We start from the raw sequence: 14229 nt of genomic DNA, 5'->3' as shown, positions 1-14229 counted from the left end.
GGATTTGCAGTGCGGGACGGCCTGGAACTAGCGCGCGATCAGTTGCTGCACACGCTCGACGAGGTGGGTGACCGCGGGGTCGCCGGTGGCCGCGTGGGCGTCCGACGGGTTCAGTATCAGCAGGAGCAGGGAGACGAAGGCGAGCGCGGGCAGGGCGAGGGCCCACCAGGGCAGCCGGATGTCGACGCCGCCCGTGGTCGCCGGGTGGGGCCGGGTCTGCGTACAGGCCGACATGATCGCCTCCGCTGGTCTGCGAGTGGTCCGTGACCGCGTCCCGCGGGCACAACTCGAAACTACGGAATCCGCCGCCGCCAACCCATCCGGTGATCCACCCACTTGACCCTGACACTCACCCCCTAGGGGATGGTGGTGCTGGCACCACCATCGGGCACGGAGGCTGTGGTCAGGGGGACGCGATGGTCGCGACGATGGCGATGAGCACGAAGATGACGAGGAACGAGCCGAAGATGATCAGCATCTTCTTCTGGCCGTTCGGGGGGTTCGGGTCGAGCACAGGCATGCGGCCAGTCTCGCACCCTCCTCCCCCTCCGGGACTGCCGGGGTGAGCTCGGCGGGTGAAGTCAAGCGGGTGAACTCAGCGCCCCGCTTCCTGCTCCACGGTCCGGTCGCGGCCCGCCAGGACGCCCACCACCATCTGCGGGAGCATCAGACCGGCCATGAGGGCGATCGGCAGGCCCCAGCCGCCGCTGTGCTCGTAGAGCACGCCGACCAGCAGCGGCCCGGGGATGGAGATCAGATAGCCGGTGCTCTGCGCGAAGGCGGAGAGCTGGGCGACGCCCGCGCCGGTCCTGGCCCGCATGCCGACCATCGTGAGGGCCAGCGGGAAGGCGCAGTTGGACACGCCGAGCAGCAGGGCCCAGGCCCAGGCACCGGCGGCCGGGGCGAAGTACAGGCCCGCGTAGCCGGCCAGACCGCACCCGCCGAGGGCCAGCACGATCGGCCCCTGGTGGGGCAGCCGGGTGGCGAGCCGGGGGATGACGAAGGCCAGCGGTACGCCCATCACCATCGTGACGGCGAGGAGCACCCCCGCCGTGCTCGACGAGACGCCCGCGTCACGGAAGATCTGCGGCATCCAGCCCATCGTGATGTAGGCGGCGGTGGCCTGGAGCCCGAAGAAGACGGCGAGCGCCCGGGCCGTACGGCTCCGGGTGATCCGCAGCGCGGGCGGCTGCTCCGCACGCGCGCGTGCCTCCCGTACCGGCTCCTCGGGTACGGGCGCCGCCTCCCGGTGCCGTACCAGCGCGACCCAGGGCAGGGCCGCCGCCGCGGCGAGCACCGCCCACACGGCGAGCCCCGGTTGCCAGCCGCCGAGCGCGTCGGTCATCGGCACGGTCACCGCGGCGGCGGCCGAGGTGCCGAGGGCGAGGGCCATCGAGTACAGGCCCGTCATGGAGCCCACCCGGTCCGGGAACCAGCGCTTGACGATGACCGGCATCAGGACGTTGCTGACCGCGATGCCCATGAGGGTGAGCGCGCTGGCGGCCAGGAATCCGGCCGTCGACCCGGCGTAGGGCCGTATGAGCAGGCCCGTCGTGATGGCGACCATGCCGGCGCACACCACGGCGGCCGGTCCGAAGCGGCGCGCGAGACGGGGTGCCATGACGCCGAAGACGGCGAAGCAGAGCGGGGGCACCGAGGTGAGGAGCCCGGCCACGCTGCCGCTCATGCCCAGCCCGTCGCGGACCTCTTCGAGGAGCGCGCCGAGGCTGGTGATGGCGGGGCGGAGGTTGAGCGCCGCGAGCACGATGCCGACGACGAGCAGCCGTGTCGCCCACGCGCGCGTGGCGGGGGCCGGGGTGCCGTCGGCGTCCGGGGCCGCGGCGCGTTCGGCGCCCGGGGCGGTGGTGCATTCGGTTGTCGACGTCCTCGTCCGGGTTTCCTCGCTCACCATGAGGTCCATCATAGAATCATGGGATGATTGGTTGTCCATCCCCGGGCCGTCTCCTCCCGGCCCTCTCGTGCGAAGGTGTGCCATGCCCCTGAGCCACCCCCGCCGCTCGGCGCTCTCCGAGCAGGTCATCGCCGAACTGCGGAACCAGATCACCTCGGGCGAATGGCCGGTCGGCTCGCGCATCCCGACCGAGCCGGAGCTGGTCGAGCAGCTCGGTGTCGCCCGCAACACGGTCCGCGAGGCCGTCCGGGCGCTGGCGCACAACGGCCTCCTGGACATCCGCCAGGGCTCCGGCACCTATGTGGTCGCCACCAGCGAGCTGGCGGGCGTCATGCAGCGCCGCTTCTCCGGCGCCGACCCGCGGCACATCGCCGAGCTGCGCTCCACGCTGGAGTCGGCGGCGGCGAAGCTGGCCGCCGAGCGGCGCACCGAGAAGGACCTCAAGCAGCTCGACGCGCTCCTCGTGCGGCGCGAGGAGGTCTGGGCGTCGGGTGACGCGGAGGCCTTCGTGGCGGCGGACGCGACGTTCCATCTGGCGGTGGTGGCCGCCTCCCACAACGAGGTCATGACCGCGATGTACGCCGACCTGGGCGAGGTGCTGCGGGACTGGCTGCGCGCGGACGTCGGCGAGGTGCTGACGCCCGAGACGCACATGGACCACGCCCGGCTCGTCGACGCGATCCGGACGGGCGACGCGGAGGAGGCCGCGGAGGAGGCCGCGAGCTACCCGTTCCTGTGCCGTCCGGGGCGGTTCAGCCCGCCTTCTGGTGACTGATCCACACCGAGCCGACTTCCTTCCAGCACCGGCCGGAGAGCCGTACGGTCAGCGCGGGCCCGGTGTCGACCGGGTCGCCGTCGGTGTCGAGGTCCCACCAGCGGGCGCACTCTATGTGCAGGCTCACGCGATCGGTGTCGACATAGGGGTTGTGGCAGTAGGCCACGACATGGGAGCCGCGGACGGTCGTACGGCACTCCGACCCGAACAGCGACGGGGCCGGGGGTCTCTTGTCCTTCACGCGTGCGTGCGGCATCGCCTCGTACGGCAGGGACAGCACGAGAGCGACGGCGACGGTCAGTGAGGCCAGGCTGTGGGACAGGCGCACAAGGGGACCTCCTCGGCCGTGCTGGGGAGGGACTCAGCGAGGTGGACTCGCACTCCAGAGTGCGCAGTTGCCGCACGTCCGCGCCCGGCCGGTGAGCCGAACGGGTGACGCGCGCACGGACCGGGGCCCGCACCCCCGAAGGGTGCGGGCCCCGGTCCCGGCTCGGGCCTCGGCGGTGCCGGTCAGGCGCCGACGGCGTGCAGACCGCCGTCCACGTGGATGATCTCGCCGGTGGTCTTCGGGAACCAGTCGCTCAGCAGGGCGACGACACCGCGGCCGGCCGGCTCCGGGTCCTTGAGGTCCCACTCCAGGGGCGCGCGGTTGTCCCACACGGCCGCGAGCTCCGCGAAGCCGGGGATGGACTTGGCGGCCATGGAGCCGATCGGGCCCGCGGAGATGAGGTTGCAGCGGATGTTCTGCTTGCCCAGGTCGCGCGCCATGTAGCGGCTGGTGGCCTCCAGGGCGGCCTTGGCCGGGCCCATCCAGTCGTACTGCGGCCAGGCGTACTGGGCGTCGAAGGTGAGGCCGACGACCGAGCCGCCGTTCTGCATCAGCGGCAGGCAGGCCATGGTCAGCGACTTCAGGGAGAACGCCGAGACGTGCATGGCCGTGGCGACCGACTCGAACGGCGTGTTGAGGAAGTTGCCGCCGAGCGCGTCCTGCGGGGCGAAGCCGATGGAGTGCACGACGCCGTCGAGGCCGCCGAGCTCCTCGCCGACCACGTCGGCCAGGCGCGCGAGGTGCTCGTCGTTGGTGACGTCGAGCTCGATGACCTTGGTGGGCTTGGGGAGCTTCTTGGCGATGCGCTCGGTGAGCGTGGGCCGCGGGAACGCGGTCAGGATGATCTCGGCACCCTGCTCCTGGGCCAGCTTGGCGGTGTGGAAGGCGATGGAGGACTCCATCAGCACACCGGTGATCAGGACGCGCTTGCCCTCGAGAATTCCGCTCATGGTGATCAGTGACCCATTCCCAGTCCGCCGTCAACAGGGATGACGGCTCCAGTGATGTACGAGGCGTCGTCCGAGGCGAGGAACCGCACCGTTGCGGCGATCTCCTCCGGCTGGGCGTACCGGCCGAGCGGCACCTGCCCCATGATCGTGGCGCGCTGCTCGTCGGTGAGCGCCTTGGTCATGTCGGTGTCGACGAAGCCGGGCGTGACGACGTTGAACGTGATGTTGCGCGAGCCCAGCTCGCGGGCGAGGGAGCGCGCGAAGCCGACGAGTCCTGCCTTGGACGCGGCGTAGTTCGCCTGGCCGGGGCCGCCCAAGAGCGCAACGACCGACGAGATGAGGACGACACGGCCCTTCTTGGCGCGCAGCATGCCGCGGTTGGCGCGCTTCACCACGCGGAAGGTGCCGGTGAGGTTGGTGTCTATGACCGAGGTGAAGTCCTCCTCGGTCATACGCATCAGGAGCTGGTCCTTGGTGATGCCGGCGTTGGCGATGAGGACCTCGACGGGGCCGTGCTGGGCCTCGATCTCCTTGTAGGCCTGCTCCACCTGCTCGGCGTCGGTGATGTCGCACCTGACGGCGAGGCAGCCCAGGTCCGTCAGGGCGGCCGGCGGCTCACCCGAGCGGTACGTGATCGCGACCTTGTCGCCGGCGTCGGCGAATGCGCGGGCGATGGCGAGGCCGATGCCCCGGTTGCCTCCGGTGACGAGAACCGAGCGGCTCAACGGATCACCCTTTCGATAGCGGTCTGGCACACCGCCCGAACAGCTTGATGACAGGCGGCTTCATCGAAAACCTATCGGTACGGGGCCTCCGGTGGTGAAGCGGGCACCGACAGTGGCGTGGGGGCGTCGCTGTCGGATCCCTACAGTTTCGACCGGGCGGCGGCGCGCCTGGGCGAGGCCGATGGATCGATGAAGGGGGCGCATCGCGCATGCCCGGCCCGCCGGGCGTCCGCAGTCAGGCGCGAATGTCACTCCCCCGCCCGCGCGCGGGCGTCATAATGCCACCTCGTGATCACTCTGAGGTAGGAGCGCGCGGGAGTTGCGGGGCGGCTCGGCGCAGCGCCGCGCGGATATCCACTACGGCCCCGTCACGGCCGCGCGACATACTTCACTGCGGCGCGTCCACCTCGTAAGACATCCGCTTGAACAGAAGAGAACTCATCGACTTGGGGGAGCCTCCTGTGGCCCACGGAATCGATCCGACATTTCTGGCGCTACCCCTACGCGCCCTGGCCGACGCCGCGCTCGCACGCGCGCGTGCGCTCGGGGCCGAGCACGCGGACTTCCGGTTCGAGCGGGTACGCAGCGCGTCCTGGCGGTTCAGGGACGCAAAGCCCGCCGGCTCGTCGGACACCACCGACCTCGGGTACGCCGTGCGGGTCGTGCACGGCGGCACCTGGGGCTTCGCGTCGGGCGTGGATCTGACCCTCGACGCCGCCGCCAAGGTCGCCTCGCAGGCCGTCGCGATGGCGAAGCTCTCCGCCCAGGTGATCCGGGCGGCCGGCTCCGACGAGCAGGTCGAGCTCGCCGACGAGCCGGTGCACGCCGACAGGACGTGGGTCTCCTCGTACGAGATCGACCCGTTCTCGGTGCCCGACGAGGAGAAGTCGGCGCTGCTGACGGACTGGAGCTCGCGTCTGCTCGCGGCGAACGGCGTCGATCACGTCGACGCGTCGCTGCTCACCGTGCACGAGAACAAGTTCTACGCCGACACCGCGGGGACCGTCACCACGCAGCAGCGGGTGCGGCTGCATCCGCAGCTGACGGCGGTCTCGGTCGACGAGTCGAGCGGCGAGTTCGACTCGATGCGGACCATCGCGCCGCCGGTCGGACGCGGCTGGGAGTACCTCACCGGGACCGGCTGGGACTGGGAGAGCGAACTGGAGCAGATCCCGGAGCTGCTCGCGGAGAAGATGCGCGCGCCGAGCGTGCAGGCGGGCCTGTACGACCTGGTCGTCGACCCGTCCAATCTGTGGCTGACCATCCACGAGTCCATCGGCCACGCGACCGAGCTGGACCGGGCGCTCGGCTACGAGGCCGCGTACGCCGGCACCTCCTTCGCCACCTTCGACCAGCTCGGCAAGCTCCGGTACGGCTCCGACCTGATGAACGTCACCGGTGACCGCACCGCCGAACACGGCCTCGCGACGGTCGGGTACGACGACGAGGGCGTCGAGGCACAGTCCTGGGACCTGGTGAAGGACGGCACGCTCGTCGGCTACCAGCTGGACCGCAGGATCGCGAAGCTGACCGGGTTCGACCGGTCCAACGGGTGCGCGTTCGCCGACTCCCCCGGGCATGTGCCCGTGCAGCGCATGGCCAATGTGTCGCTCCAGCCGGATCCGGCGGGGATGTCCACGGAGGACCTCATCGGGGGTGTCGACCGGGGCATCTATGTCGTCGGGGACCGGTCCTGGTCCATCGACATGCAGCGCTACAACTTCCAGTTCACCGGGCAGCGCTTCTTCAGGATCGAGAACGGGCGGATCACCGGTCAGCTGCGGGACGTCGCCTACCAGGCGACGACCACCGACTTCTGGGGCTCCATGGCGGCCGTCGGCGGCCCGCAGACCTATGTCCTGGGCGGTGCCTTCAACTGCGGCAAGGCACAGCCGGGCCAGGTGGCCGCCGTGTCGCACGGGTGCCCCTCCGCCCTCTTCAAGGGCGTCAACATCCTCAACACCACCCAGGAGGCCGGTCGATGAGCGCGGGCAGCAGCAAGGCGTACAAGCCGCACGAGATCGTCGAGCGCGCTCTGGAGCTGTCCCGGGCGGACGGCTGCGTCGTCATCGCCGACGAGCACTCGACCGCGAATCTGCGCTGGGCCGGCAACGCGCTGACCACCAACGGCGTCACGCGCGGGCGCACCCTCACCATCGTGGCGACCGTGGACGGCAAGGAGGGCACGGCCTCCGGTGTCGTCTCCCGCTCGGCCGTGACCGCGGAGGACCTGGAGCCGCTGGTCCGGGCCGCCGAGGCCGCCGCGCGTGGCGCCGGGCCCGCCGAGGACGCGCAGCCGCTGGTCACGGACGTACCCGAGTCGCCGGACTTCACGGACGGGCCGGCCGAGACCTCCTCGGGCGTGTTCGCGGACTTCGCCCCCGCGCTCGGCGAGGCCTTCGCACGCGCGCGTGCGGGCGACCGTGAGCTGTACGGCTTCGCCAACCACGAGCTCGTGTCGACCTACCTCGGCACGTCCACGGGCCTGCGGCTGCGGCACGACCAGCCCAACGGCACGCTGGAGCTCAACGCCAAGTCCCCGGACCGTACGCGCTCGGCGTGGGCGGGGCGCTCCACGCGGGACTTCAAGGACGTCGACCCGGGCGCACTCGACGCCGAGCTGGCCGTACGCCTCGGCTGGGCCGAGCGGCGCGTGGAACTGCCCGCGGGCCGCTACGAGACGCTGCTCCCGCCGACCGCCGTGGCCGACCTGCTGATCTACCAGCTGTGGTCGGCGTCGGGCCGGGACGCGGCCGAGGGGCGCACGGTGTTCTCCAAGCCGGGCGGTGGCACCCGCCTGGGCGAGAAGCTGACCGACCTGCCGCTGACCCTGCGCAGCGACCCGAACGAGCCGGGTCTGGAGTCCGCGCCGTTCGTCGTCGCGCACTCCTCCGGTGGCGATCAGTCGGTGTTCGACAACGGGCTGCCGACGGGCGGCATCGACTGGGTGGGGAACGGGGAGCTGAAGCATCTGACGACCACCCGGCACAGCGCGGGTCTGACCGGGCTGCCGGTGGCCCCGGCGGGCGGCAACCTGATCCTGGACGGGGGCGAGGACCGCTCCCTGGAGGAGATGGTCGCGGCGACCGAGCGCGGGCTGCTGCTGACCTGCCTGTGGTACATCCGCGAGGTCGATCCGGCGACGCTGCTGCTGACGGGCCTGACCCGGGACGGCGTCTATCTCGTCGAGAACGGCGAGGTGACCGGCGCGGCGAACAACTTCCGGTTCAACGAGTCCCCGGTGGACCTGCTGGGGCGGGCGACCGAGGCCGGGCGCACGGAAAAGACGCTGCCCCGGGAGTGGAGCGACTGGTTCACCAGGGCCGCGATGCCCGCGCTGCGGGTGCCGGACTTCAATATGAGCTCTGTCAGTCAGGGCGTATAACCTCGTAGGCATTCGCAGTCGGCTGTCACCCGGCTGCCCGAGGACCACCAAGGAGACACGAGAACCGTGACGGACATCGTCGACGAGCTGAAGTGGCGGGGGCTGATCGCCCTCTCCACGGACGAGGACGCATTGCGCAAGGCGTTCGCGGACGGTCCCGTCACGTTCTATTGCGGCTTCGACCCGACCGCGCCCAGCCTGCACCTCGGCAACCTCGTGCAGATCCTGACGATGCGCCGGATCCAGCGGGCGGGCAACCGCCCGCTGGGCCTGGTCGGCGGTGCCACGGGGCTGATCGGCGACCCGAAGCCGACGGCGGAGCGGACGCTGAACGACCCCGAGGTGGTGGCGGGCTGGGTGGCGCGGCTGCGCGGCCAGATCGAGAAGTTCCTGGACTTCGACGGACCCAGCGCCGCGACGATGGTCAACAACCTGGACTGGACCCAGGGGCTGTCGGCCATCGACTTCCTGCGCGACATCGGCAAGCACTTCCGGGTCAACAAGATGATCTCGAAGGAGGCCGTCTCCCGGCGGCTGCACTCCGACGCGGGCATCAGCTACACCGAGTTCAGCTACCAGATCCTGCAGGGCATGGACTTCCTGGAGCTGTACCGGAGGTACGGCTGCACGCTGCAGACCGGTGGCAGCGACCAGTGGGGCAACCTCACGGCGGGCGCCGACCTGATCCACAAGGTCGAGCCGCACGTCCCGGTGCACGCGCTGGCCACGCCGCTGATCACCAAGGCGGACGGCACCAAGTTCGGCAAGACGGAGTCCGGCACGGTCTGGCTCGACCCGGAGCTCACCACGCCGTACGCCTTCTACCAGTTCTGGCTGAACGCGGACGACCGGGACGTGTCGAAGTTCCTGCGCATCTTCAGCTTCAAGTCCCGTACGGAGATCGAGGAGCTGGAGCAGCTGACCGAGGAGCGTCCGCAGGCGCGGGCCGCGCAGCGTGCGCTGGCCGAGGAGCTGACGACGCTGGTGCACGGTGCCGACCAGACGGCCGCCGTGGTCGCCGCGTCCAAGGCCCTGTTCGGTCAGGGCGAGCTGGCGGACCTCGACGCCAAGACGCTGGCCGCGGCCCTGTCCGAGCTGCCGAACATCCAGGTCACCGAGCTGGGCCCGGTCGTGGACCTGTTCGCCGAGGTCGGCCTGGTGGCCAGCAAGTCGGCCGCGCGCCGCACGGTCAAGGAGGGCGGTGCCTACGTGAACAACGCCAAGGTCACCGCCGAGGACGCGGTCCCCGCCAAGAAGGATCTGCTGCACGGCCGCTGGCTGGTGCTGCGCCGCGGCAAGAAGAACCTGGCCGCGGTCGAGGTCACGGGCGCCTGAGACACGGAGAAGGGCGGCTTCCCGAATGGGGAGCCGCCCTTTCGTGTGCCGGTGCCGGTGCCGGGTCCGCCGTCAGACCCGCTGCTGTTTCTTGTTGCCCCACAGCGCCATGTACGCCATGTCGCCGAGGGCGACGATGATGATCGCGGCGACGAGCTGGAAGAGGTGCCGGGTCCAGTCGATGCCCGGGGTCTGCGCGACGCCGAACGCCGCGGCGATCGCGTTGCCGGCGACGGCGCCCAGGATGCCGAAGATCGTGACCAGCCAGAGGGGGCTGTGCTGCTTTCCGGGGATGATCGCCTTGGCAATCAGACCCAGCACGAATCCGACGATGATCGCCCACAACCAGCCCATGGCTGCCTCCTCGTACGGATCGACGTGAGCACTACGGTCAGTCTCGGCCCGTCGGCCGTACGGCGCATGTCGGGTACGGCCGGACGGATTACGGCCGTACGCCGCACTGCGCAGGACGTTCGCCCAGGCAGGAGGCGACCCGGTCTCGAAGGCTGCGCAGGCGCGGCGTAACGTTGATGACGGCCCGGCCCGGTTTCCCGACCGTGCGGGGAATGGCTGTGGGCCGGGGAGGGTCCGATGCGGGCGGATGGTGGAATGTGATGCGGAAGCAGCACGGCGGAGGCAACGCCCAGGTGTTCCGGATCACCGGAGCCCGGACGGGCCTGGCCGAGGACGTGCGCGGCCGACAGCGTCGGTACATCATCTCGATGACGGTCCGCACCATCTCGGTGATCCTCGCGGCGACGCTCTGGAACGTCGAACGGCACGTCGCGATCGTGGCGTTGGTTCTGGGGGCGCTCCTCCCCTATGTCGCCGTGGTGATCGCCAACGCGGGCCGGGAACGGCCGCAGTCCCTCCCTTCGACGTTTGTGGCCGGACCGACGCGGCCGATGATCGCCCCTACCCGGGCCGAGGACACACAGGCGGAACCCGTCCCGGAGGATGTGCTGACCGATCCGGCACCGGGGGTCCACGAGCAGCGGGCCGATCCGGCGTGACGGCTGCTCGGCGCGGGGTAAACGGAATGCGACCCCGCACCAAGCTCAAGAAAAGCTCAGATCAATCATGCAGTTCCAGTGCCGGGCGACGGGTGACCCATGACATACTGCGTACGCGCTCCGCATCCCCCGTCGGAGCGACGGACCGACGCCGGGCAGCTCCCCCCGTGGCTGCTCGGCGTCGCCTTTTCCACAGCGCTTTTCCTACAGCGCTTTTCCGCCATTCCCTGTGAGACGACGCCGTGAGTGACGAGACCCCGATCTGCTCCGCCAAGGGCTGCCGCACCGACGCCGTGTGGGTGCTGGCGTGGAACAACCCGAAGATCCACACCCCGGACCGCCGCAAGACATGGCTGGCTTGCGAGGAGCACCGGGAGCATCTGTCGCAGTTCCTCGGGATGCGGGGGTTCCTGAAGGACGTCGTCCTGCTGACCGAGTGGGAATCGTCGGTCTAGCCCGGTCTAGCCCGGTCTAGCCCCCGATCGCCGACATCGGGCGGTCCGGCTGGAGGAACGTCGGGTCGTCCAGGCCGGATCCGGCCTTCTTGCCCCACATCGCCAGGCGCCAGATGCGGGCGATCTCCTCGTCGGGGGCGTCGGAGCGCAGGGCCGCGCGCAGGTCCGTCTCCTCCGTGGCGAACAGGCACGTCCGTATCTGGCCGTCGGCCGTCAGCCGGGTGCGGTCGCACGCGGCGCAGAACGGGCGGGTGACGGAGGCGATGACGCCGACGCGGTACGGGCCGCCGTCGACCAGCCAGCGTTCGGCCGGGGCCGAGCCCCGCTCCCCCTGGCCTTCGGGCGTCAGCTCGAAGCGGGTGCGCAGGGAGGCCAGGATGTCCGAGGCCGTCACCATGCCCTCGCGCTTCCAGCCGTGCTGGGCGTCCAGGGGCATCTGCTCGATGAAGCGCAGCTCGTAGGCGTGCTCCATCGCCCAGGCCAGGAGGTCCGGGGCCTCGTCGTCGTTCAGGCCCGGCATCAGGACCGTGTTGATCTTCACCGGGGTGAGGTCCGCCTCGCGGGCGGCCTCCAGGCCCTCGATGACGTCCTGGTGGCGGTCGCGGCGGGAGAGCGCCTTGAAGACGTCCGGGCGGAGGGTGTCGAGAGAGACGTTGACCCGGTCCAGGCCCGCCGCTTTCAGGGCGCCGGCGGTGCGCTTCAGGCCGATGCCGTTGGTGGTGAGGGACGTCTTGGGGCGCGGTTCCAGCGCGGCGACGCGCTCGACGATGCCGACCAGTCCGGGGCGCAGCAGGGGTTCGCCGCCGGTGAAGCGGACCTCCTTGATACCCAGCGCGCGGACCGCGATGTCGATCAGGCGGACGATCTCGTCGTCCGTGAGCAGGTCGGGCTTGGCCAGCCACTGCAGGCCCTCCTCGGGCATGCAGTAGGTGCAGCGCAGATTGCACCGGTCGGTCAGCGAGACCCTCAGGTCGGTGGCCACTCGGCCGTAGGTGTCGATGAGCACGTGGGCCCCCTCCCGGATCCGCATCAGTCGTCTTCCGTCACCTGCGAGCCTACGTGACACCACTGACACAGGCCGAGGCGCGATACCCCCAGGCGCGACACGGCCGCGTCGTAGGACCCTACGATGCCCTCGACGCGGCCGTGCGTGCGGTGCGCTCAGTGTGCCCCGGTGCCCGTCAGGGACCGCACCTCCAACTCCGCGTACTTCTCGGGGTCCGGCGCCTCCTTCGACAGGAGGGTGCCGACGACGCCGAGCAGGAAACCGACCGGGATCGAGATGATGCCCGGGTTCTCCAGCGGGAACCAGTGGAAGTCCACGTCCGGGAACATCGACGTGGGCTTGCCGGAGACGACCGGCGAGAACAGGACGAGTCCGACGGCGGTGACCAGGCCGCCGTAGATCGACCACAGGGCGCCTGACGTGGTGAACCTCTTCCAGAAGAGGCTGTAGAGGATCGTCGGCAGGTTGGCGGAGGCGGCGACCGCGAAGGCGAGGGCGACCAGGCCGGCCACGTTCAGGTCGCGGGCCAGGGCGCCGAGCAGGATCGAGACGGCGCCGATGCCGACGGTGGCGTACCGGGCCGCGTTGACCTCCTGCTTCTCGCTGGCCTGCCCCTTCTTGATGACATTGGCGTAGATGTCGTGGGCGAACGAGGAGGACGAGGCCAGGGTCAGGCCCGCGACGACCGCGAGGATCGTGGCGAAGGCGACCGCCGAGATGGTGGCGAGCAGGATGGCGCCCCAGCTGGAGTCCACCCCGCCCAGGTGCAGGGCCAGCAGCGGGGCCGCCGTGTTGCCCGCCTTGTTGGAGGCGATGATCTCGTCCGGTTTGATCAGCGCGGCCGCGCCGAAGCCGAGGGCGAGGGTCATCAGATAGAAGGCGCCGATGAGGCCGATCGCCCAGATGACCGACTTACGGGCGGCCTTGGCGGTGGGCACGGTGTAGAAGCGAATCAGGATGTGCGGCAGGCCCGCGGTGCCCAGGACCAGGGCGATGCCGAGCGAGAGGAAGTCCAGCTTGGTGGTGCCGGTCGCGCCGTACTTCAGGCCGGGCTCCAGGAACGCGGCGCTCTTGCCGCTGTTGTCGGCCGCCTTGCCGAGCAGATCGGAGACGTTGAAGTGAAACTTCAGCAGGACCAGGAAGGTCAGCAGGATGGCGCCGACGATCAGCAGCACGGCCTTGACCATCTGGACCCAGGTGGTGCCCTTCATGCCGCCGATGGTCACGTACACGATCATCAGCACGCCGACCAGGGCGACGATGCCGATCTTGCCGCCGTCGCTGGTGATGCCCAGCAGCAGGGAGACCAGGACACCCGCGCCCGCCATCTGGGCCAGCAGATAGAAGATGGACACGACGATGGTGGACGTGCCGGCCGCCGTACGGACCGGGCGCTGGCGCATCCGGTAGGCGAGGACGTCGCCCATCGTGTAGCGGCCCGAGTTCCGCAGCGGCTCGGCGACCAGGAGCAGGGCGACGAGCCAGGCGACGAGGAAGCCGATGGAGTACAGGAAGCCGTCGTAGCCGAAGAGGGCGATGGCGCCCGCGATGCCGAGGAAGGACGCGGCGGACATGTAGTCGCCGGAGACGGCGAGGCCGTTCTGGAAGCCGGTGAACTGCCGTCCGCCCGCGTAGAAGTCGGCGGCGTCCTTGGTCTGCCGGCCCGCCCAGACGGTGATGACCAGGGTCGCGGCGACGAACACCGCGAACAGGGTGATGATCAGCGGCCGGTGCTCACTGGCCTCGCCGGCCGCCAGCACGCTCTGCTGCGCGATGCTCATGCGCCGCCCTCCATCCGGGACTTGATGGCCGCTGCCTTGGGGTCGAGCTTCGCGGCGGCGTGGCGCGCGTACCACCAGGCGATGAGGAACGTGGTGAGGAACTGGGCGAGGCCCAGGACCAGGGCCACGTTGATGTTGCCGGCCACCTTGGTGCCCATGAAGCCGTCCGCGTAGTTGGAGAGCAGGACGTAGAGCAGGTACCAGGCAATGAAGGCGACGGTCAGCGGGAAGGCGAAGGAGCGGTAGGAGCGGCGCAGATCACCGAACTCCGCGCTCTGCTGCACGTCGGCGAACTCCTCGCTGGAGGGGAGTTGGGCTTGCGCTTTCGAGGGGGGCGGTGTCTCGGTGGCCACGGATTCTCCTCGTGCTGCGGGTGGGTGCGACGGGGGGAGTCCGATCGTGCTCGTGCTCCCTGTCGAAGGTCCACGGCGCCACGCGAGGACCGGTTCAAGTCCTATGAGTTCTTTCAGAACTCATCTTGACCAAGTCATTGCTGGCCGATGAGACAGGGAGATAGCTTCACCCTGCACCACCCGTCATGTACCCGCCCGAGCACCACCTGTG

The 14229-nt window shown here is 70.1% G+C and carries 16 protein-coding genes; 6 read left to right on the top strand and 10 right to left on the bottom strand.

Annotated features, from left to right (window positions below):
• Positions 1-27: 27 nt before the first annotated feature.
• The 3 genes from ACFY1J_RS10200 to ACFY1J_RS10190 all read right to left on the bottom strand — a co-directional run bounded on the left by ACFY1J_RS10200 (position 28) and on the right by ACFY1J_RS10190 (position 1924).
• Complete coding sequence (locus tag ACFY1J_RS10200) at positions 28-234, bottom strand: hypothetical protein (RefSeq protein WP_390711271.1); 207 nt, start codon at positions 232-234, stop codon at positions 28-30.
• A 169-nt stretch (positions 235-403) separates the two neighbouring features.
• Entirely contained in the window at positions 404-520 is a 117-nt protein-coding gene (locus ACFY1J_RS10195; RefSeq protein ID WP_363297403.1) for an SGM_5486 family transporter-associated protein, read from the bottom strand.
• Positions 521-595: 75 nt separating this feature from the next.
• Positions 596-1924 (bottom strand): CynX/NimT family MFS transporter, encoded by a 1329-nt coding sequence (locus ACFY1J_RS10190; RefSeq protein WP_390711272.1) that lies wholly within the window; start codon positions 1922-1924, stop codon positions 596-598.
• A gap of 70 nt (positions 1925-1994) precedes the next feature.
• Here ACFY1J_RS10190 and ACFY1J_RS10185 point away from each other — a divergent pair, with 70 nt between their 5' ends.
• Entirely contained in the window at positions 1995-2687 is a 693-nt protein-coding gene (locus tag ACFY1J_RS10185; protein WP_390711273.1) for a FadR/GntR family transcriptional regulator, read from the top strand.
• Here ACFY1J_RS10185 and ACFY1J_RS10180 read toward each other — a convergent pair.
• The 3 genes from ACFY1J_RS10180 to fabG all read right to left on the bottom strand — a co-directional run bounded on the left by ACFY1J_RS10180 (position 2665) and on the right by fabG (position 4690).
• Positions 2665-3015, bottom strand: coding sequence for a hypothetical protein (locus ACFY1J_RS10180; RefSeq protein WP_363297399.1), 351 nt, complete (start codon positions 3013-3015; stop codon positions 2665-2667). The two genes, ACFY1J_RS10185 and ACFY1J_RS10180, sit on opposite strands and share 23 nt — an antisense overlap.
• 182 nt (positions 3016-3197) lie before the next feature.
• Complete coding sequence (gene fabI / locus ACFY1J_RS10175) at positions 3198-3965, bottom strand: enoyl-ACP reductase FabI (protein WP_390711274.1); 768 nt, start codon at positions 3963-3965, stop codon at positions 3198-3200.
• A gap of 5 nt (positions 3966-3970) precedes the next feature.
• Positions 3971-4690, bottom strand: a complete 720-nt coding sequence (gene fabG / locus ACFY1J_RS10170; RefSeq protein WP_390711275.1) for a 3-oxoacyl-[acyl-carrier-protein] reductase — start codon at positions 4688-4690, stop codon at positions 3971-3973.
• A 461-nt stretch (positions 4691-5151) separates the two neighbouring features.
• Between fabG and ACFY1J_RS10165 the strand changes: the two genes are divergently transcribed.
• The 3 genes from ACFY1J_RS10165 to tyrS all read left to right on the top strand — a co-directional run bounded on the left by ACFY1J_RS10165 (position 5152) and on the right by tyrS (position 9410).
• Positions 5152-6675, top strand: a complete 1524-nt coding sequence (locus ACFY1J_RS10165) for a TldD/PmbA family protein (RefSeq protein WP_390731020.1) — start codon at positions 5152-5154, stop codon at positions 6673-6675.
• Complete coding sequence (locus ACFY1J_RS10160; protein ID WP_390731019.1) at positions 6672-8075, top strand: metallopeptidase TldD-related protein; 1404 nt, start codon at positions 6672-6674, stop codon at positions 8073-8075. The genes ACFY1J_RS10165 and ACFY1J_RS10160 overlap by 4 nt, the downstream gene beginning before the upstream one ends.
• Positions 8076-8141: 66 nt before the next feature.
• Positions 8142-9410, top strand: a complete 1269-nt coding sequence (tyrS, locus tag ACFY1J_RS10155) for a tyrosine--tRNA ligase (protein WP_390711287.1) — start codon at positions 8142-8144, stop codon at positions 9408-9410.
• A 72-nt stretch (positions 9411-9482) separates the two neighbouring features.
• Here the strand turns inward: tyrS and ACFY1J_RS10150 are convergent, their stop codons facing one another.
• Positions 9483-9764 (bottom strand): GlsB/YeaQ/YmgE family stress response membrane protein, encoded by a 282-nt coding sequence (locus ACFY1J_RS10150; RefSeq protein WP_390711288.1) that lies wholly within the window; start codon positions 9762-9764, stop codon positions 9483-9485.
• 260 nt (positions 9765-10024) lie between these two features.
• Between ACFY1J_RS10150 and ACFY1J_RS10145 the strand changes: the two genes are divergently transcribed.
• Positions 10025-10423, top strand: a complete 399-nt coding sequence (locus tag ACFY1J_RS10145) for a DUF3099 domain-containing protein (RefSeq protein ID WP_390711289.1) — start codon at positions 10025-10027, stop codon at positions 10421-10423.
• A gap of 242 nt (positions 10424-10665) precedes the next feature.
• Positions 10666-10878 carry a hypothetical protein gene (locus ACFY1J_RS10140; RefSeq protein ID WP_390711290.1) on the top strand — a complete coding sequence of 71 codons (213 nt, stop codon included), beginning with the start codon at positions 10666-10668 and terminating at the stop codon, positions 10876-10878.
• Positions 10879-10894: 16 nt separating this feature from the next.
• On the opposite strand, the gene moaA is transcribed toward ACFY1J_RS10140, so the two are convergent.
• The 3 genes from moaA to ACFY1J_RS10125 all read right to left on the bottom strand — a co-directional run bounded on the left by moaA (position 10895) and on the right by ACFY1J_RS10125 (position 14018).
• On the bottom strand, positions 10895-11884 hold the full coding sequence (gene moaA, locus ACFY1J_RS10135; protein WP_390731018.1) for a GTP 3',8-cyclase MoaA: 990 nt from the start codon (positions 11882-11884) through the stop codon (positions 10895-10897).
• 155 nt (positions 11885-12039) lie between these two features.
• Positions 12040-13665, bottom strand: a complete 1626-nt coding sequence (locus ACFY1J_RS10130; RefSeq protein WP_390711292.1) for a cation acetate symporter — start codon at positions 13663-13665, stop codon at positions 12040-12042.
• Positions 13662-14018 carry a DUF485 domain-containing protein gene (locus ACFY1J_RS10125; protein WP_390711293.1) on the bottom strand — a complete coding sequence of 119 codons (357 nt, stop codon included), beginning with the start codon at positions 14016-14018 and terminating at the stop codon, positions 13662-13664. The genes ACFY1J_RS10130 and ACFY1J_RS10125 overlap by 4 nt, the downstream gene beginning before the upstream one ends.
• Positions 14019-14229 lie beyond the last annotated feature (211 nt).

The sequence above is a fragment of the Streptomyces sp. NPDC001406 genome, assembly GCF_042895285.1.
Lineage (GTDB): Bacteria > Actinomycetota > Actinomycetes > Streptomycetales > Streptomycetaceae > Streptomyces.
The sequence above is the reverse complement of the archived record's forward strand: the minus strand, read 5'-3'. Positions and strand labels throughout refer to the sequence as shown.

Excerpts from the sequence above, each read along its gene's own strand:
- ACFY1J_RS10195 (WP_363297403.1), bottom strand. The coding sequence starts at position 520 with ATGCCTGTGCTCGACCCGAACCCCCCGAACGGCCAGAAGAAGATGCTG.
- ACFY1J_RS10145 (WP_390711289.1), top strand. The coding sequence starts at position 10,025 with ATGCGGAAGCAGCACGGCGGAGGCAACGCCCAGGTGTTCCGGATCACC.
- ACFY1J_RS10130 (WP_390711292.1), bottom strand. The coding sequence starts at position 13,665 with ATGAGCATCGCGCAGCAGAGCGTGCTGGCGGCCGGCGAGGCCAGTGAG.
- fabI (WP_390711274.1), bottom strand. The coding sequence starts at position 3,965 with ATGAGCGGAATTCTCGAGGGCAAGCGCGTCCTGATCACCGGTGTGCTG.
- ACFY1J_RS10190 (WP_390711272.1), bottom strand. The coding sequence starts at position 1,924 with ATGATGGACCTCATGGTGAGCGAGGAAACCCGGACGAGGACGTCGACA.
- ACFY1J_RS10200 (WP_390711271.1), bottom strand. The coding sequence starts at position 234 with ATGTCGGCCTGTACGCAGACCCGGCCCCACCCGGCGACCACGGGCGGC.
- ACFY1J_RS10160 (WP_390731019.1), top strand. The coding sequence starts at position 6,672 with ATGAGCGCGGGCAGCAGCAAGGCGTACAAGCCGCACGAGATCGTCGAG.
- ACFY1J_RS10150 (WP_390711288.1), bottom strand. The coding sequence starts at position 9,764 with ATGGGCTGGTTGTGGGCGATCATCGTCGGATTCGTGCTGGGTCTGATT.
- ACFY1J_RS10185 (WP_390711273.1), top strand. The coding sequence starts at position 1,995 with ATGCCCCTGAGCCACCCCCGCCGCTCGGCGCTCTCCGAGCAGGTCATC.